Genomic DNA, 18,091 nt, shown 5'->3' on the forward strand with positions numbered 1-18,091 from the left:
GCGCGCAGGCCACCCACCCGCCCAGAACCAAGCCCGAACTCGGGGCCACCGGCCCGAACCAGGTATGGAGCTGGGACGGACCTGTTCGTGATGCTCGACATCTAGTCCCGCAAGGCCGTGCACTGGATCGTCGTGCCGCGCGAATCAGCCGCGCCGGCAAGGGAGTTCATCCAGGACGCCTTCCGCGCCAACGGCCGCGTCGTCCCGGACGTGGTGCACGCCGACCGGGGCACCTCCATGACCTCCAAGCCGGTCGCCCAGCTGCTAGCCGACCTGAACATCGTCCGCTCACACTCCCGGCCGCGGGTGTCCAACGACAATCCGTACTCGGAGGCGAACTTCAAGACCTTGAAGTACTGCCCGGTCTTCCCCGACCGGTTCGGCTCGCTCGCCGACGCCCGTGCCTTCTGCCGGCAGTTCTTCACCTACTACAACACCGTCCACCGGCACGGCGGCATCGGCCTGCACACCCCCGCCTCCGTCCACGACGGCACCGCCACGACGATCCAGGCCCGGCGGGGCGAAGTGCTGGCCGACGCCTACGCGGCCAACCCACACCGATTCCGCCGAAGACCGACACCACCCCAGCTACCGGAAGCGGCATGGATCAACCAACCCGCAAAGGAGGAGCGTCAGGAAGAACCCGCAGCCTGACGTGTCTCACCGAGATTGACAGGCTCCGCCCCCTCGCAGTGGAAGGAAAGAGAGCTCCCTGTGTGCGGATGCCGCCGCGCACAGGGAGCTCTGTCGTATGGGCCGTGCAGGACGCGACACCAGGTCGGCTGGAAGGAGACCCGGTGCAGGATCGGGCATCCGAGCCGGTCGAGCCGCTCGGCGGAACATGAGAAGCCGACCGTCACGGGAACGGGACGCCGGGGCGGCCGCAGGGAGATGCACAGAGGATGCCGGAAGGGTGGGCCGGGCAATGGCAAGCATTGCCAATTGGCCGGTCAACTACTTGATTTTCTGCTCTCTCAGGGGTTAGGCGCCGCTTGGCGCCTGGTGTGCCCGGTGGGGCAACTGGGGGCGCCGCGCGTACCTGCCGCGCCTATGGGCGGTGTGGGGAAAGGGCTTCCCAGGCCGGATTACGGCCAGTCAATCCCGCCGTCGGAAGCCGAGGCAACAGTCGACGCCTGCTGCTTGGGCCAGTCGATGCCCAGTTCTCCGGAAGCGGCCACCGTGCCCAGGGCCAGGATGGAGAGAAGTGCTGCGGATGCCATGTGGAATCGCTTGAACATGTCGGTTCCATTCGGGAAGTCGCAGGTGAGAAGGGTCTTTGGGGGATCGGCCCCGCCGAAGTGAGACCTAACGTAGCTGGCCTCTCTCGGTCTTGGCAACGCCTTGCCCGATGTTGGCAAGTAAGCGATTGCTGTCGACAATATGCACCCAAGATCACTTGACTGTCCGCTTTGGCAATCGGCTTGCCTGGTCCGTCCGGGTTTCCGTAGACTGAGACCGAACAACGTCTTCGGTGTAAGTGCTCGCCGAGCGTAACGGGGGAGGCCGAGCGGTGTATTGTCACCGCATCCATGCATCTGAAGAGTGAGACTCATATGCTTGAGCAGCCAGCTTTCGGACGACGCCTCAAGGAACTGCGCGTCGAGCGAGGTCTTTCGCAGGCCGCGCTGGCCGGCAAGGAGATCTCCACCGGGTACCTGTCCCGCCTCGAGTCGGGCGCGAGGCAACCCACGGAACGCGTGGTCAACCACCTCGTCCAGGTACTCGGGGTCGAGCGGACGGCATTTGACACACCGCCCCGTGGAGGCTCCCTGGCCCAGGCCCTCTCCCTCGCCCTCTCCACGGAGGGCGACGAGAGCAGCGAGAAACTCATCGCCGTACTCGCCCAGGTACGGGGGGAGAGCCCGTTCCTGCGCTGGCAAGCCCTGTGGCACATCTCGCGGTACCGGCAGCGTCGCGGCGAGCGGGCCGAGGAGCAGGCGTGCCTGGAAGAACTGGTTCAGTTGGCCGACGAACTGGCCCTGCCCGAACTCCAGTGCAGGGCCCGCTTCCAGCTCGCCCGTTCCCTGAGGTCATCGGGTGAGGTGTCGCGGGCGCTGGGCCTCGCACTCAACGCCTACCAACTGGCCAAGGGTGCCGCACTCGCCGTCCCGGATACCGGGGCCGCGCTCCTCACACTCGTCTCCGTGGAGGCCGAGGCGGGTCGGCTGCCCGATGCCCGGGCGCACGTCGACGAACTGGTCGACCTGGTGGCGGGACGGTCCGACACGCTGGCTGCTGAGGCACTGTGGTCGGCCGCCACCGTGCGGTTCCGGCAGGGCGACCACGAGGGCGCCCGGAACTGCCTCGAGCGGGCCATGAAGGAACTGGACAGCGGCGTCGACCTGACGCTGTGGGCGCGGCTGCGGCTGGCCGCCGCGTCCCTGCACCTGCAGAGCACGCCACCGCAGACCCAGCGCGGCCGGGAGTGTCTCCAGGAGGCGGCCGGCGCCCTCGCGCTCATCGGCACGGCCGTGCTCCGCCAGGAGTTGCTCACCCTCCAGACCCATCTGGCCTTCCACGAGGGCCGGTACACGGACGCACGGCGGCTGTACGACGAGCTCAACCGTGACGAGCTGCGGCTGACCTACCGGGACGAGGTACGGCTGCGCATCCTCGAGAGCCGGCTGATGATCCTGGAGGGCGGCGAGCAAGAGGGCATCCGTCGTCTGAAGGAACTCGGCGAGCAGGCCCAGCAGCAGTCCAACATCGACCTGGCCGCCGAAATCTGGCGGATCCTCGCCGAATGCCTGGAGGACGCGAGCCAGTCGCGCAGGACGGAAGCGGGAGAGGCGTAAGGCGGCAACGGCACAACACCTTGACGGCCCGTCAGAAACCCGACGGGCCGTTTCTGTCGTGGTCACCGGGTTCTCCGGAACCAGGATGTGGGGCGGCAGTTCAGCGGGTTCGCCCTGTCGACCGGCGGCCAACGAGGTGGAGGCCGGAGTCAGCGGGTGTCTTGTCCCTCGGTCGTTGTCAGGATGCGTCGTAGCCAGGACACCCGGGCCCGGTGGGCCGCGCGGGAGATCGCGGCCTTCGGGACCCACTCGTCGAAGCTGTGGAAGGCACCGGACCAGACGTGCGGTTCGGCCTGTCCGCCCTCCCGCCAGATGCGGTCGGCGTATGCGACGCCCTCGTCCCGCAGCGCCTCCACCGAGCCGACCTCCATGAACGCCGGCGGCAGCTCCGACAGATCCCGGGCCCGAGCCGGCGCCGCGTAGTACGAGACGTCCTCGGTGCCGCGCCGCTCGCCGAGCAGCGACGTCCAGCCTGCCCGGTTGGACGCGCCGTCCCAGAGTCCGGCGTGTTCCATCTGTGTGTGCGAGAACGTCTCGCACCGGTCGTCCAGCATCGGGAACTGGAGCAACTGACGCCACGGCCGGGGGCCTCGGCGGTCCCGGGCGAGCAGCGCGAGGCCTGCCGCGAGCGCGCCGCCGGCGCTGTTTCCGCTCAGGACCGGCCGGCCCGAGATCCGTGGCGTTGCGGGCGAGCCAGGTGAGGCCGGCGTAGCAGTCCTCCACCGGGGCGGGGTCGAGGTGTTCCGGGGCGAGCCGGTAGTCGACGGATACCACGGCCAGGTCCAGCTCCTGGGCCCGGTTCAGCTCGCCGGCCAGCTCCGTACTGCGATGGCTGCCGGCGACCATGCCGCCGCCGCGGGTGTGGTAGATCACCGGACGCTGCCCCGTTGCGGCCGTCGGACGGCAGATGAGCAGGGGCGCGCCGGGTGGCCCGGGGACCGTATGTTCCTCGATCTCGAACCGTCCGCCGCGCCTGATGTCGGCGTCGGTCAGTCGACCGGCGGCCGACCTGCGCCTGATGTCGGCGTCGGTCAGTCGACCGGCGGCCGACCTGCGCCTGATGTCGGCGTCGGGCTCCGGGCTGAGCGGCACCGGGTCGGCGCCCGGCACACAGCGGTAGACCCGCTGGTCGTCGCCGTACGTGAAGACGAACCCGGCGGAGGTGTCCGTGCCGAGGGCGAGCCAGGGGCGTCCGCCGTACTCGATGACCCGGGAGCGCACGCTCCAGCCGACGCCGAGCAGATCGGCGACGGTGCCGTCCGGGGCCCGGCCGACCAGGGCCGAGCGGCCGCCCTCCTGAGGCCTGAGCTCGATTCACCACACGTGGTCGCCGACGAAACCGACCCACTCGACGCGGGTGCCGGCGGCCGCGGCCTCGGCAGCGGTGATCGGCGAGGTCCAGGTGCCGTACGGGGCCGTCCGTACCGTTGCCTCGCCCATCCCCGTCATTGCCATTAATTGCCTCCCTGTGTTGACTTGTTTCCCGTAAAGGTTGCCTAGGCGTGTCAAGTCTGGCAATATGTTGCCCCGAGCTCAAGTGGAGGAATGAAGAGGGGGGCTCGTGAACGAGACCGCGCAGGAGGCGGCCGTGGACGGGCCTGCCCGCCCCCGACAAGCCCCCGGACAGGGGTGCGCGCTGCTCGTCCTCTCGCCCGCGCCCTCGGGCCGATGGCCCGTCGGCCGACGCGTGCCGCGCCAGGTCGCCACCGTGCCCCGGATCCGCCGCGTCGTCCTGGTCGGCGTCCTCGGCGCGTTCCTGTGCGCGCTGCGCTCGTTCCTCGTCCCACGCTGACCACCGCCTCCCATCGCGAGCACGTGGTCGAAGGAGACCACTTCTACCTGGTGCCGAGGCCCCCCTTCGCCCTCATCCAAGCCCTCTGACCGACAGACCGGCCGAGGAGCCGACCACCGCGATCCACGACCGCGCAGCGCATGCCGACGACTCCGCACCACACTGCAGGAGGGGTTCCCATCGCTACCGACCAGCCGAGCGCCGCACCGCCGCGCTCGTTCCTCATCAGCGTCGTCCTGCCCTGTTACAACGAGGACCAGGTACTGCGGCGCACCCACGACCGCCTCGTCAGAGCCCTGCACGACCTCCCACACGAGATCGTCTACGTCGACGACGGCAGCACCGACGGCACCTGGCCGCTCATCCAGCAACTCGCCGACACTCCCGGCAGCGTGGTGCGCGGAGTGCGCTTCAGCCGCAACTTCGGGCACCAGGCGGCCGCTCTCGCCGGCCTCGCCGAGGCCACCGGGGACGCAGTCGTCCTGATGGACGCCGACCTCCAAGACCCTCCCGAACTCATCCCGAGCATGGCGGAGCTGTGGTTCAAAGGCTGGTCGATCGTGTCCGCACGCCGCGCCACCCGCCACGGCGAGACCCAGCTCAAGAAATCCTCCGCGTATCTCTACTACCGCCTGCTGGCCCGGCTCAGCGACCAGCCCGTCGCCCTCGATACCGGCGACTTCCGGCTCCTGGACCGCAAGGTCGTCGACTTTGTGACCTCGCTCGGGGAGAAGGAACTGTTCCTGCGCGGCGCGATCAGCTGGACGGGCTTCCCCGAGACGAGCATCACTTACGAGCGCGACGCCCGCGGTGCTGGCACCACCAAGTACACCCTGCGCAAGATGCTGGCGCTTTCCCGCACCGGCATCCTCGCCGGAGCGGCCAGTCTGCCGCTGCGGATCCCCACCTATCTCGGCGCCGCCTCGCTGCTCGGCGCGGGCGCCGCGCTGGCCCGCGGCAGCGTCCGGCGGGCCGCCCCGCTCGGCGCGTTCGGGGCGCAGTCGCTGGCCTGCGGGGTGCTGGGCGAGTACCTGCTCGGCGTCTTCCGCCAGGTCCAGGGCCGCCCGCCCTATCTCGTCATGGAACGAACCGAATCGAGCCACGGCACAACCGCGAAGGCATCCGCAGCCCTTGTGAAGGAGTTGGCATGACCACGAGAAACGCGAACCCCGGCAACACGAGCACACCGGAAAAGGGAGACATGCGGGATGCTGTCGTCGTCGGCGGCGGCTTCACCGGTCTCACCGCCGCCCTGGAACTCGCCGAGCGCGGACACCGCGTGACGGTCGTGGAGCGGGAGCCCGAACTCGGCGGCCTGGCCGGAAGCTTCGACGTCGGCGACGGCCGGCGCATCGAGCGCTTCTACCACCACTGGTTCTCCTCCGACCGCGAGATGTTCGACCTGTGCGAGCGGCTCGGTGTCCAGGACGCACTCGAGCCCCACCTCACCCGCACCGGCATGTACTACGCCAACTCCGTCTACCGCCTCTCCCGCCCCCTGGACCTGCTGCGCTTCGCCCCGCTCCCGCTCCTGGACCGCCTGCGGCTCGGCGTCCTCGCCCTGCGTGGCCGGCGCGTCACCGACTGGCGCACCCTGGAGCACCGTACGGCCGAGGAGTGGCTGGTCTCGCTCGGCGGACGCCGGGTCTACGACGTCGTGTGGCGGCCCCTGCTGGAGGGGAAGTTCGGCCAGTACGCGGACCAGGTCGGGGCCACCTGGATGTGGACGAAGCTCGCGCTGCGCGGGGGCAGCCGCACCAAGTCGGGCAGTGAGGTCCTCTACTACCTGCGCGGCGGCAGCGAGACCCTGGTCAACGCCATGCACAAGCGGCTGACCGAACTCGGCGTGGAGGTGCTCACCCGCACCGCGGCCCGTGAGGTGACCACCGACGGTGTCGGCGTCACCGGCGTCCGCACCGAGGACGGAACGTTCCTGCCCGCCCGGCAGGTCCTGCTCACCGTCGCGCCGGAACTCGCCGCGGACCTGCTCTCCGCCGCCGGGCCCGACACTCCGGCCCACCCCGCGGCGCCCGCCCTCGCGCGGCGACTGCGCGACATCCGCTACCTGGCGAACGTCTGCCTGGTCCTGGAGAACAACCGCAGGCTCTCTGACACCTACTGGCTCAACGTCAACGACCCGTCGTTCCCCTACGTCGGCGTCATCGAGCACACCAACATGGACTCCCCCAGCCGGTACGGCAACCGGCACGTCGTCTACCTCTCCAAGTACCTGCCGGCCGACGCCGAGCTGTACCGGATGAGCGACGAGGAGGTCTTCACATACAGCCTCCCGCACCTGCGTCGGATGTTCCCCGGCTTCGACCGGAGCTGGGTCGAGGACTACCACGTCTGGCGCGCCGAGTACGCCCAGCCCGTGATCACCCCCAACTACAGCCGGGACATGCCCCCGACGCGGACCGGCGTGCACGGCCTGTACCTGGCGAGCATGGCGCAGGTGTTCCCGGAGGACCGCGGCACGAATCACGCCGCACGTGAGGGCCGCAGGACCGGACAGCTGATGGCCGACCGGCTGCGCACCGCCGGCAGGCCGGCCGCGCCGCGAGCGGAGGAGACCTCCCGTGCCTGAGCTGCTCACCCTCGACCAGGCCGAGAACCTCGGCATCGACCAGGTCCACGACCTGTACAAGAAGTACGTCAGCCGCAGCGAAGTCTCGCTCCTGCGCTCCTTCGGCTTCGGCCGCGACCTCGTCGACAGCGCCGAGGGCGCGTGGATCCAGCTGCGGGACGGGCGCCGCCTCCTCGACTTCACCGGCGGGGTCGGCGTCCTCAACCACGGACACAACCACCCCCGCGTCCTTGCTGCCCGCGACCGGTTCCGGGAGCGGCGGCGCATGGAGGTGCACAAGATCTACCTGTCGCCCTACGTCGCCGCGCTCAGCCACAACCTCGCCGCACTGCTCCCAGGCGACCTGAACATCTCGTACTTCCCGAACTCGGGTGCCGAGGCCGTCGAGGGCGCCGTCAAACTGGCGTACAAGTACCACGGCGGCCGACGCGGCACGGTGCTGCACACCGACATCGCCTTCCACGGCAAGCTGCTCGGCGCCGGCAGCCTCACCGCGTCCTCCGAAGTCCACTTCGAGTACCCGAAGCTGCCGGGCACGGATTCCTTCGCCTACGGCGACCTGGAGTCCTTCCGGCTCGCTCTGGAACGCCACACCGACGAGCGCGGGCGCAGCGACGTGTACGCGGTGGCGCTGGAGCCGTTCAGCGCGTCCACCCTGCGCGAGTGCTCCGCAGAGTTCCTGTACGAGGTACGCCGGCTGTGCACCGAGCACGACATCGTGCTGATCTTCGACGAGGTGTACACGGGCTGGGGCAAGACGGGCCGGATGTTCCACTTCATGCACCACCCCGGACTTGTCCCCGACGTGGTGACGACGTCGAAATCCTTCGGCGGAGGCAAGTCCTCCATCTCCGGCTACATCGCCCGCGAACCGGTCTTCCGCGCGGCGTACGACAACTTCCGCGACGCCACCCTGCACAGCACCACGTACCACGGCTTCGGCGAGGAAACGGCGACGGCACTGGAGGCGGTCGCGGTCGCCGTTGAGGAGGACTTCCCGGCGCGGGCCCAGGCCCTCGAGGCAATCCTTGTGCCCGGCCTGGCCGACATCGCCGCCCGCCACCCCTCACTCATAGCAGGCATCGCCGGCCGGGGCGCCCTGCACGGTGTCCGGCTCGGCCCGAGAGCCCAGCTGCCTGCGGCCGTACGCGACCTGATCCCCATCCAGCTGGCAAAGGACCCGCAGGCGTTCACCAAGCTGCTCACCGGTTCCGTGATCGCGGCGCTCTACCGGGACCACGACATCCTCTCCTTCTTCGGCTCCACCCAGGACATCGCGCTGATCGTGTCGCCGCCGCTGGTGGCCGGCGAGAAGGAGGCACGCCTCTTCCTGGACGCACTCGACGCCGTGCTCGACCGGGGCGCGCCCCGGCTGCTGGCGGACTTCGTGAAGGAGATGGCGACGGCGGCGAGGGGGACACGGTGACACGGGGCGGCAGGCCGATGCAGGCCGCGCTGCGCGCGAGCGGCCTGCGCTCGTACTGGCAGCGCCATTACCCGGTCCTGCGCGAGGGACCCGCGATGGCGGCCGCCGAGGCGCACCTGCTGAACACCCTGCGGACGTTGCCACTGACCCAGCGTGCCGGATACGCGGTCCTGCTGCGGACGCTGCCCCTGGCCTACTGGCTGACGTCCGGCGGACGTTCCCTGCATCGCGGGTCCGGCGACGCGAGCGGCGCCCGGAGGCAGCCTGGCCTGGGGGCGCCGGCCACGCTGCCGGGCTTCCGTGAGGTCATCCGGTCGAGCACCGCGCTCGCGCTGCTCGGCGCCCTGGACGGCCGTACCGGAAAGGACGCAGCACGGTGAGGCGGGGATCCGGACAGCAGCGGAGGGTCGACACGGACGTCCTCGTGATCGGCTCGGGCGCGGGCGGCTCGGTGGCCGCGCTGGAACTGGCGGCGGCAGGACGCCAGGTGACGGTCCTGGAGGAGGGCCCTCGCGCCGACACCGCGGCGATCGCCGCGGCGAGCCCGGCCGAGAACATGCGCAACCTCTACCGCAACGGCGGACTCACACCCATCCTGGGCACCCCCACCATCGTCTACGGCGAGGGTCGTGCCGTAGGCGGCACGACCCTGGTCAACGGCGGTCTGCTGTGGGAGCCGCCGCCCTGGCTGCTCGCGCGCTGGGCGGCGGTGTCCGGCATCGACGGCTACCGCGCGGAGGATCTCGCGCCCCATCTGAAGACGGTCTCGGCCCGGCTCGGCGCCATCGTGCAGCAGCACGGCGGCCCCGAGGCCAACCGTGACTCGCAGCTCCTGGCGGCCGGCGCCGACCGCCTCGGCTGGAGCTGGCAGCACGCCCGCCGCGTCGTGCAGGGCTGTCTGCACCGCAACCGCTGCACCACCGGCTGCCCCAGCGGAGCCAAACAAAGCATGGCCGTCAGCTACCTCCCCCAGGCCGAGGCGCTGGGCGCGCACATCAGCCCCGACACCCACGTCCTGCGCCTCCTGCACGACGGCCGCACCGTGCACGGGGCCCTCGCCACCGGCCCCGACGGATCCCGCACCGAGTACCGGGCCCGCTCGGTGTTCCTGGCGGCAGGCCCGCTCGGCACCCCCAGCCTGCTCCAGCGCAGCCGCATCCAACAGCGCCGCGCCGGACGGGACCTGGCGCTCCACGTCAACCTGCGGACCGTCGCACACTTTCCCGAGCGGGTGGCCGCACACCACGGCACCATCTTCACCGCGCAGCTGAAGGAATTCGGTGGCCGCGGCATCCTCGTGATGCCGTCCAACGTCTCGCGCGGGTCCCTCGCCGCCGCGCTGGCCGGCCGCGACCCCGCCGAAGTCACCCGGTACCTCGACGACTACGACAGGCTGGGCGTCTACACCACTCAGGTGCGGCTGCACGGCACGGCCACCATTCGGGCCCTGCCCGGCGGTGGGCTGCTGCTGCGGCACGGCATGACGACCGCGGACCACGGCGCCCTTGTCGAGGCCTTCCGCATCGGCTCCCGCCTACTCCTCGCCGCCGGCGCCGACCAGCTGACGCCCCCGGTGTCCTCGGCACCGCCCCTGAACACCATGGCCGAGGTCGAGGAGTTCTGCCGCCGGGTCCGGCCGGGCGACTGGGAACTGGTGTCGGTGCACGGCATGGCGTCCGCGCGGATGGCGCAGGCGGAGCGCGGCGGGGTGTGCGACGAGCTGGGCCGGCCGTACGGCTTCGAGGGCCTGCGCGTGTGCGACGCCAGCGTCCTCCCGGGCGTCACGGGCATCAGTCCCCAGGGCACGATCATGGCATTCGCCCACGAAATCACCGCCCGATTCATCGAGGACGGGGAGCCGACGGCATGACGGCCACGACGCAACGGCGGCACCAGCGGCCGGACCGGAGGTCCGCCTGTTCACCACGGCCGCCTCATCGCCTCCCGCGCGGCCTTCGCCCCGGTCGGCGCCCTCCGGTCCTTCCACGGCCCCACGATCCAGCCGGGCGGACTCAGCGGTGAGCACGCGCTGCCTCTTTCCGACGGAAGGGGCGCTGCCAGCACCGGGGATGGGTGGTTCGCCGTCGCCGACCACATGTCCCCGGACACGCTGGCCGCCCGCCGGCAGGAGATGAGCGGGATGCGGCAGGAAGCGGGGAGAAAGGGCCTCGCCGCCGACGTCCTGAAGATCAACTGTGCCTCCGCGTTCCCTCACCGGCCTGGAAGCTGCGCGCCGTGCCGGTGTGAGGGGCGCTGCCGCGGGCCGGGGACACCTGTACGACGCCACCGCATCAGCGGACCTGTTGCTGCGCAGCCCCGGTGACCTGCTCGTCTCCGTGTCGGCAGCAGAAGTGGCGACTGCGCCAGATCACTCGGACAAGGAAGGGCCCATGTCCAAGACCATTCGCAGGGCTGTCATCCCCGCCGCGGGGCTGGGATCCCGCCTTCTTCCCTTGACGAAGGCAACGCCCAAGGAAATGCTCCCGGTTGGTGACAAGCCGGTCATCGAGCACACGGTGCGGGAACTCGTGGCGTCAGGCATTACCGACATCACCATTGTCGTTTCAGGCGGCAAGGGCTTGATCCAGGAGCATTTCCGCCCCAATCCGGCACTGGTCTCGCAACTGCGCGAGGAGGGCAAGACCGTCTACGCCGACACCGTGGAGGAAGTCGGCGAGCTCTCCAGGAGAGGGCACATCACCTATCTTCACCAGCAGGGTCCGTACGGCAACGGCACCCCGGTCCTCAACGCGGCGCGGAACTTCGGCGACGAACCGATGCTGGTCCTGTGGCCCGACGACGTGTTCGTCGCACAAGTTCCTCGCGCACAGCAGTTGATCAGAGCCTACGAGGCGACGAGTTGTCCCGTGCTGGCCGTGATGCCCATGGCGGCGGACGACTCCCAGCGCTACGGTGTGCCGGTGGTCAAAGAGGACTTCGGGGACGGACTTCTTCGTGTCACCGGCCTCGTGGAGAAGCCGAAACCGCAGGACGCGCCGTCGGCGTACGCGGCCATCGGCGGTTATGTCGTCACCCCGGGCATCATCGACGAGCTTCGCGAGGAGACCGAGCGCTGGTACGAGCACCGTACCGGCGAGATCTACCTGACCGACGCCATCAACGCCTACGCCGCCGCCCATGCCGTGTACGGGCAGGTCATCCAGGGGAAGTGGTACGACACCGGCAATCCGTTGGCGTATCTCACCGCCCAGTTCGCCGCAGCCCTTGCCGACCCGGAATACGGCCCCCACTTGCGTAAGCTGGCCGATGAACTGGACGGGCCCATGGCACCGCCGGAGATGCGGACGGTCCTTGCGTGATCCTCCGTTCCGCCACGGATCTTTCTGCAAGGACGCCTAAGTAGCGGTGGCCCGGGTGTCCAGTGGGTGGAGGGACTTTTTGAAGGCCTCTGCCTCGGCCAGCTCTCCGAACCTCTCGGACTCCCACGAACCGCCGCGCCCTCCCTGGAGCCGGCGACCTGGAAACTCGCCGTGCCGTCCTTGCGAATTCGATTCCTGATGGTCGCCATGGGACCGGACAGTAGATCGAAAATCCGGCCGCGTTCGGCCGCCGTTTGGCCAAGCCAGGGGCCTGCCAGGTAAGGGCGAGTGACGGGACTCGAACCCGCACACGCAGGACTATCTGGCTGGGACGTATCCCTACCTGGCCGCGCCGGGGACTCGTCCCGTACGTGACGCGCGCGCAGGCACAGGACCTGCTCGGCTCTGCTCGGCTGGTCCTCAACTCGGCTTTTCCGCAGCCGATTTCAGCCAATTGGCCATCCTGCGCGACAGAACGAAATTACTGCGCGCCGGACGCCGATATGGCCTTACGGTGCTGAGGGCGAGAGGCTCTGTCACCCCCCGCAGGTCCCGACACCGACATGGGAATGGACGTCATGAAGAGTGTGACCAAGGTGGGCGACCTGCCCCTCTCCGTGCACGACTACGGGGGCAGCGGCCAGCACGTACTCCTGCTGCACGGCGGGGGACGGACGGCCGAGGACTGGGACCCGTTCGCCTCGGTGCTGCTGGAGAACGGGCTGCGGCCGGTGGCGATGGACCTCAGGAGCCACGGGGCCTCGGGGTCTGCTCCCTGGTCGTGGAGCGCTGCGGCGGACGATGTGTCGACCGTCGTGGACGCGCTGGGTCTGTCGAAGCCCATCGTCATCGGTCACTCGCTCGGCGGCATGGTCGCGGCGGTCTGGGCCACGGAACACCCGGAGTGCCGGCTCGCTGTGAACCTGGACGGGCACGGCAACCCCACCCGCCCCGACCAGATGCTCGGCATGGACGAGGTGTCAGCCGACTGGGCCTATGCCCATCTGGCCGAGGAGCTGGAAGACATGGCCAAGGGCATGGACGACGAACTGCGCGAGATCATGCGCCAGATCGACGCCCTCGACCTGTTCGCCACCTACCGCGCCGCCCAGTGCCCCCTCCTCGTGGTCACCGGCGACCTGGGCAGCGAGTACGCGATGCTGTTCCGGGAGCCGGCGGGGCAGGCGTGGAGCGCGGGGTTCGCCTGGCTCAAGGAGCAGCTGGCGCAGCTGGACGCCGAGTCGCCATTGGTCATCACCGCCTCCATGCCCACCGGCCACGATCCGCACCGTGAGGACCCCGAAGGCCTGGTGCTGCTGATCGCCGAGCACTTCGAGGGCTTCGCCGACCTGCGGTGACCCGGACGGCTCAGAGGCCGTCCACGATGACGAGGTCGAGGTCCGCGTGCCCTTCCCGCAGGGCCGCGGCCCTGCGGTACTCGGGGGACTCGTACCACTGCCGGGCCTGGCTCATCGAGGGGAACTCGATCACCACGAGCCACGTCCCGTCCCAGCCGCCCTCGCGCACCTCGATGTCCCCGCCGCGGATCACGAACCGTCCGCCGTACGCCTCCAGGGTGGCCGGAAACGTGGCGCTGTACTCCTTCATGCCGGCCGAGTCGTCCGAGGCGCGGACGTTGACGAGTACGTACGCGCTCATACCGGCACGCCCTCCTCGACGGGGATGTCGGCGACCACCCAGGTGGCGATCTCCCGCCACTTGGCGACGCCGCCCCGGTGGTCGGGGTGGACCAGATAGCGCTCTACGGCGGACAGGTCGGCGAAGGTGCCGATGAGCACGAAGTCGTAACCTGCGGCACGGGAGTTGAGGTTCCGGCCGTGTTCCCAGGCGAGGATCTCCGGGATGTACGCCGGATGCGAGGCGGTCGCGGCCGCCGCCGGTGCGGTCCGCGCGCGGGCCGAGGTCGCCGAGGAGGAAGTCGGTGAGGGGAACGTCGGGTATCTCGGCGTCGGGCCAAGGGCTTCGCAGCGTCATGTACCGGCTCCTCATCGGGGTCCGGCCGAGGGCCGGGTGCGGGACGGAGGCCGGGACGGCGCTGAGCTGCCGGCCCGGCTCCGTCAGGGCAGCGTGCTGACGAACTCCAGGGTGTCGAGTTTGTGCACGTCCTCGGCAGTCAGTTGGATGTCGGCCGCCTTGATGTTGTCCTCCAGGTGCGCGAGGGAGGACGTGCCCGGGATCGGCAGGATCGCCGGGGAGTGGTACAGCAGCCAGGCGATGGCCACCTGCTGCACGGTGACGCCGTGGCGCTCGGCCACCGCGTCCACGCTGGGGTGCTCCTGGACCATGGGGTGGCCCTTGGTGAACGTGCCCGCGCCCAGCGGGAAGTAGGGCACGAAGGCGATGCCCTGCTGCTCGCACTGCTGGAGCACGCCGCCGCCGCGCCGGTCCAGCACGTTGAACCGGTTCTCGACCGCGGTGACCGGGGCGATCTGCTGGGCCTGTGCCAGCTGCTCGCTGTCGACGGTGCTCAGCCCCAGGTGCCGGATGAGGCCCTTGTCGCGCAGCTCGGCCAGCGACTGGAAGGACTCGAGCATCGGGGTGTCGCCCGCCGGGAGCAGGAAGTCCCCGCCGACGCGGAGGTAGACAATGTCAAGGTAGTCGCGGCCCAGGCCCTTGAGGTTCTCCTCGACCTGATTGCGCAGCTGGGCGGGGGACGCGGCGGCGGGCCAGGTCATGTCCTCGCCGCGGACGACGCCGACCTTGGTGCCGATGACCAGGTCGTCGGCGTACGGGTGCAGAGCCTCACGGATGAGCTCGTTCGCCACGTGCGGGCCGTAGTAGTCCGCCGTGTCGATGTGGTCGACGCCGAGCTCGACGGCCCTGCGCACCACGGCGATGGCGTTGTCCCGGTCGGCCGGCGGTCCCCAGACCCCCAGCCCGGGCAACTGCATGGCGCCGAAACCGATCCGGTTGACGCCTAATCCGGAATCGTGCGTCCAGCGGCCGGAACGGGCCGCGTCGGGCGCCGAGTTCTCTGCTTGAGCCATACGTGAAGTCCAATTCCTTGCGGGACTCATGGAGTTGAGCCAGAGCTTCATGCTTTCGGCGAGCAGTCTTTCAGAGTGATCGCCAACTCTTCCGTCTGTTTTACGACTGACGCCGCCGCCCCATTCACGTCGACTTCGAGGAGCCCCGGCCCCGCACCGACCCGCACGAGATCGGGGCCGACCGCAGGGCATGGCACCACATGTCCACCGAGCCCCGGGAACTTTGGCCACAACATGCGGAGGTGGCGGCAACACCGAGCCGCACCTGCTTTCGTCGGGACTGCCGTGATGGTCGGTGGAACGACCACCGCACGGTGATCGAGTGGATCTTGTTCTGTGTGCGGACTGGCATACAGTGGCATGGATTTGTGGCGCGAACATGTCAAACAGGGGGGCCGCCGTCGTCGGCGATGCCCCAAAGGGGTGGACAGGTCAGCCGCGCGCTGGCTGCCCGGTTCCGTGAGAGGGACCGCACTGTCCCGATCCTCACGGCCGAGGCCTGGGAGAACATCGCTCCCTTGATCACGTACAAGCCGCCAGGGGCGAACCCCAAATTGGTGATGCGGGGGACCCCCTGCGAGGTAGGGACGGGCGCCCCATGGCAGGACGTCACCCGCGGCCACCTCGCGCCTGGATGGTGTTCCACTCCTCTGTATTGGAGGAGTTGATGGTCCGTGCGTGGATGCCGGCCCGGGCCGCGGTTTCCACCTGGGTTGCGCATGAGGGCGAGGAGTGGGGAGACGATGACCGCGGGGCCCGCGGCCGCGCTCGCGCAGCAGCGCGGTCGCGACGAAGTGCACCGCGGACTTGCCCCAGCCGGTGCGCTGCACGACCAGGGCTCTGTGGTGGTCCGACACCAGGGCCGCGATGGCACGCCACTGGTCCTCGCGCAGCCTGGCCCCGCTCGCCGGCACACCGACGAGCCGGGCGAGTACGGTGTCGGCTGCGACGCGCAGGTCGCCATCGACCGCGGCCGGGGTGCGCAGGCCGCCGTCGACTGAGGCCGGGGCGCTCGCGTTCCGAGCCGTGGTGCGCTGGTCGTCCGCCGAGGTGGGCGGGGTTTCGTCCGTCGTGGGGTGCGGGTGTTCGTCGGTCATGGCGTCCATGCAACCCGATCGGTCGGACATCGTGCGAACGGCCCGACCGCCTGTGGACAACTCCTGGCGTGCCCATGGCCAAGGTTATCCACAGGATCAAACGGAATTCCAAGATCCGCGAGATGGTCGCGGCATGACGAACCACGACGAAGCGGCCGGCTCTTCCGGCATCGGTGACATGGGCGGATCCGCGCACCACGGCGGTGAGCCCACCGCGTACACAGGACACGGCCCCTCGGCGGGCCCCCTCGGCGAGGCCCAGGTCACGCTGCGCACCCCGGCCGAACTGGCCGACGCCCTGCCCTACCTGCTCGGGTATCGCCCCGAGGACAGCATTGTGCTGGTCGCGCTGCACGACCGGGACAGGCGCGGGAGGTTCGGCGGGCGCGCACGGCTCGGCATTCCGGCCCATCCCGGCGACTGGTCATCCGTGGCACAGCAGTTGGCGCACGGGCTGGTGACCGGCAGCAGGCGCAGAGGGGCCCGGCCGGAGAGCATGGTCGCCTACCTCGTTCAGGAACCGGCGACCGGCGAGGCCGGCCGCGACGTCATGGAACGCCTCCGGCCGCTCGCCCAGGCGCTGCGCACGGCCTGTGGCAGTCTCGACGTTCCCGTCGTGGAGGCCCTGTGCATTTCCGACGGCCACTTCTGGTCGTACTGCTGCCCGAGCCCGGGCTGCTGTCCGCCCGAAGGACGGCCCATGGGCCTGCCCGGCACCTCCGTCATGGCCGCCGCCGCAGCCTACGCGGGACTCCAAGTGCGGGGCACCCTCAAGGAGTTCAGGGCGAGGCTCAGCCCCTGGGAGACGGCGGCCGCGCTCGACCAGGAGGCCGCGCTGGACGCCGCGAGCCTGGCACTCGTCCCGAGGATCCTGGACGACGGATACCGCGAGGACGTCGCCGCGGAAACGCTCGGACTGGCCGGGCGGGTCATGGCGCGCCTCGCCGCGGCCCCGCCCGTGTCCGGCACGCGCCCGGCGGACCTGCGCGACGACGAGCTGCTCGGGCACGACGAGGCAGCGGCCCTGATTCTGGGGCTGCAGGACCGCACGACCCGCGATCGTGCCGCGGAGTGGATGGAGGGCACCGAAGCCGCCGCGGCCCTGCGGCTGTGGCGCGCCCTGGCCCGCCGCTGCGTCGGATCGTACGGCGAGCATGCCGCCGCGCCATTGACACTCGCCGGATGGGTCGCCTGGTCGACCGGCGACGAACTGGAGGCGCGCGAAGCCCTGGCGATGGCCCTGGGCGCGGACCGGGACTACCTCTTCGCCCGCCTCCTCCATCAAGCCTGCAACGAGGGACTGGACCCGGAGTCCGTCCGCCGCTGCCTGCGAGCGGAGAGGGCCGGCCGCACGGGGGAGGCGACGGCCGCCGCGAGGGCGGACGGCATGGCTTTGCCACGTGGTTCGGCCTGTGTCGCTGACCAGGAGCACCTCTATGGGGACGGCCGTCCTGCGCCGGCCGAGGACGCTGACGACTCACCCGACGTCCGCCAGGTAGCCGACCCTGGTGACGAGTCTTCGCCGGGGGAGTGGCCGATGGCTGTCACGGGTGACGAGTCTTTGCCGGGTAAGTGCCCTGTACCTGCTGCCACCGGCGAGCCGATGCCCGAGCGCCGTGGGCCGGCAGCCCAGGGCGTTGAGCCGCTGCCGGACACCGGCCCTACGCCGTTCGCACCTGTTGCCGCGCCCTCTGGCTCAGGACAGGCCCAACCCTCGGCGCAGCCCACCCCCACCCCTGCCACTCTCCGTCGGCACCGCAAAGTGCGTCCGCTGAGCGGTGGCAGCCGGCCGACTCGCCGTTCCCTCAGGACGGTCGATGCCCATCACCGGCGCCCCGTCGACCCACCGGCCACCGGAGAAAAGTCGCGGCGGACGGCCGGGGGCGCGACCAGCCCGTCCAGGGGCCGCCGTGGTTCCGGTCGGAGTACGGGGGAGAAAGACACATGATCACCTTCTGCTCCCCGCCCTGCCGCCATTCGGTCGGCTTACCCGCCCACGGGCGTGACCCCGGGCAGGCCCATTCCGTTCACCTGAGTGGCGGAACCCGTGTCCGAGCGCGCCGCCG

The 18,091-nt window shown here is 70.1% G+C and carries 15 protein-coding genes and 4 pseudogenes; 12 read left to right on the plus strand and 7 right to left on the minus strand.

Features of this window, described 5'->3' with window-relative positions; all coding sequences use genetic code 11:
- Positions 1-132: 132 nt before the first annotated feature.
- On the plus strand, positions 133-654 hold the full coding sequence (locus Q2K21_RS09305; protein ID WP_310768667.1) for an integrase core domain-containing protein: 522 nt from the start codon (positions 133-135) through the stop codon (positions 652-654).
- 431 nt (positions 655-1,085) lie between these two features.
- Here the strand turns inward: Q2K21_RS09305 and Q2K21_RS09310 are convergent, their stop codons facing one another.
- Positions 1,086-1,220 carry a hypothetical protein gene (locus Q2K21_RS09310; protein ID WP_310768670.1) on the minus strand — a complete coding sequence of 45 codons (135 nt, stop codon included), beginning with the start codon at positions 1,218-1,220 and terminating at the stop codon, positions 1,086-1,088.
- Between the two features lie 333 nt (positions 1,221-1,553).
- Here Q2K21_RS09310 and Q2K21_RS09315 point away from each other — a divergent pair, with 333 nt between their 5' ends.
- Complete coding sequence (locus tag Q2K21_RS09315) at positions 1,554-2,795, plus strand: helix-turn-helix domain-containing protein (RefSeq protein WP_310768673.1); 1,242 nt, start codon at positions 1,554-1,556, stop codon at positions 2,793-2,795.
- A 149-nt stretch (positions 2,796-2,944) separates the two neighbouring features.
- Here the strand turns inward: Q2K21_RS09315 and Q2K21_RS09320 are convergent.
- Positions 2,945-3,905, minus strand: a pseudogene (locus Q2K21_RS09320) (alpha/beta hydrolase).
- Positions 3,906-4,109: 204 nt separating this feature from the next.
- A complete protein-coding gene (locus tag Q2K21_RS09325; protein WP_310768677.1) occupies positions 4,110-4,250 on the minus strand; it encodes a hypothetical protein in 141 nt (46 codons plus the stop codon).
- 106 nt (positions 4,251-4,356) lie between these two features.
- Between Q2K21_RS09325 and Q2K21_RS09330 the strand changes: the two genes are divergently transcribed.
- From Q2K21_RS09330 to Q2K21_RS09365, 8 genes are all read left to right on the plus strand, one after another.
- Positions 4,357-4,587, plus strand: a complete 231-nt coding sequence (locus Q2K21_RS09330; RefSeq protein WP_310768680.1) for a hypothetical protein — start codon at positions 4,357-4,359, stop codon at positions 4,585-4,587.
- A 140-nt stretch (positions 4,588-4,727) separates the two neighbouring features.
- The gene (locus Q2K21_RS09335) at positions 4,728-5,738 is read left to right on the plus strand and encodes a glycosyltransferase family 2 protein (protein WP_310768683.1); all 1,011 of its coding nucleotides are present in this window, start codon (positions 4,728-4,730) and stop codon (positions 5,736-5,738) included.
- A complete protein-coding gene (locus Q2K21_RS09340; RefSeq protein WP_310768686.1) occupies positions 5,735-7,174 on the plus strand; it encodes an NAD(P)/FAD-dependent oxidoreductase in 1,440 nt (479 codons plus the stop codon). Before Q2K21_RS09335 ends, Q2K21_RS09340 begins: the two co-directional genes overlap by 4 nt.
- Entirely contained in the window at positions 7,167-8,600 is a 1,434-nt protein-coding gene (locus Q2K21_RS09345) for an aspartate aminotransferase family protein (protein WP_310768689.1), read from the plus strand. Before Q2K21_RS09340 ends, Q2K21_RS09345 begins: the two co-directional genes overlap by 8 nt.
- Positions 8,597-8,980: a hypothetical protein gene (locus Q2K21_RS09350; protein ID WP_310768692.1), complete on the plus strand. Its 384-nt coding sequence runs from the start codon at positions 8,597-8,599 to the stop codon at positions 8,978-8,980. Before Q2K21_RS09345 ends, Q2K21_RS09350 begins: the two co-directional genes overlap by 4 nt.
- Positions 8,977-10,470, plus strand: coding sequence for a GMC family oxidoreductase (locus tag Q2K21_RS09355; protein WP_310768695.1), 1,494 nt, complete (start codon positions 8,977-8,979; stop codon positions 10,468-10,470). The genes Q2K21_RS09350 and Q2K21_RS09355 overlap by 4 nt, the downstream gene beginning before the upstream one ends.
- A gap of 520 nt (positions 10,471-10,990) precedes the next feature.
- A complete protein-coding gene (locus Q2K21_RS09360; RefSeq protein ID WP_310780764.1) occupies positions 10,991-11,920 on the plus strand; it encodes a UTP--glucose-1-phosphate uridylyltransferase in 930 nt (309 codons plus the stop codon).
- Between the two features lie 578 nt (positions 11,921-12,498).
- On the plus strand, positions 12,499-13,278 hold the full coding sequence (locus Q2K21_RS09365; protein WP_310768697.1) for an alpha/beta fold hydrolase: 780 nt from the start codon (positions 12,499-12,501) through the stop codon (positions 13,276-13,278).
- Between the two features lie 10 nt (positions 13,279-13,288).
- Here Q2K21_RS09365 and Q2K21_RS09370 read toward each other — a convergent pair whose 3' ends face one another.
- The 3 genes and pseudogenes from Q2K21_RS09370 to Q2K21_RS09380 form a co-directional block, all read right to left on the minus strand.
- Positions 13,289-13,579, minus strand: coding sequence for a DUF1330 domain-containing protein (locus tag Q2K21_RS09370; RefSeq protein ID WP_310768699.1), 291 nt, complete (start codon positions 13,577-13,579; stop codon positions 13,289-13,291).
- Positions 13,576-13,803: pseudogene (locus Q2K21_RS09375) on the minus strand (Dabb family protein); the annotation flags it as partial. The pseudogene Q2K21_RS09375 and the gene Q2K21_RS09370, both read right to left, overlap by 4 nt.
- Positions 13,804-13,998: 195 nt before the next feature.
- Positions 13,999-14,928, minus strand: a complete 930-nt coding sequence (locus Q2K21_RS09380; protein ID WP_310768701.1) for an aldo/keto reductase — start codon at positions 14,926-14,928, stop codon at positions 13,999-14,001.
- 284 nt (positions 14,929-15,212) lie between these two features.
- On the opposite strand from Q2K21_RS09380, the pseudogene Q2K21_RS35730 reads away from it, so the two are divergent.
- Positions 15,213-15,305, plus strand: a pseudogene (locus Q2K21_RS35730) (IS5/IS1182 family transposase); the annotation flags it as partial.
- Positions 15,306-15,533: 228 nt separating this feature from the next.
- Here Q2K21_RS35730 and Q2K21_RS09385 read toward each other — a convergent pair.
- A pseudogene (locus tag Q2K21_RS09385) lies at positions 15,534-15,914 on the minus strand (DEAD/DEAH box helicase); the annotation flags it as partial.
- Positions 15,915-16,158: 244 nt separating this feature from the next.
- On the opposite strand from Q2K21_RS09385, the gene Q2K21_RS09390 reads away from it, so the two are divergent.
- Entirely contained in the window at positions 16,159-17,973 is a 1,815-nt protein-coding gene (locus tag Q2K21_RS09390) for a DUF4192 domain-containing protein (RefSeq protein ID WP_310768704.1), read from the plus strand.
- Positions 17,974-18,091: the final 118 nt, after the last annotated feature.

This window comes from Streptomyces sp. CGMCC 4.7035 (genome assembly GCF_031583065.1).
Lineage (GTDB): Bacteria > Actinomycetota > Actinomycetes > Streptomycetales > Streptomycetaceae > Streptomyces > Streptomyces yaanensis.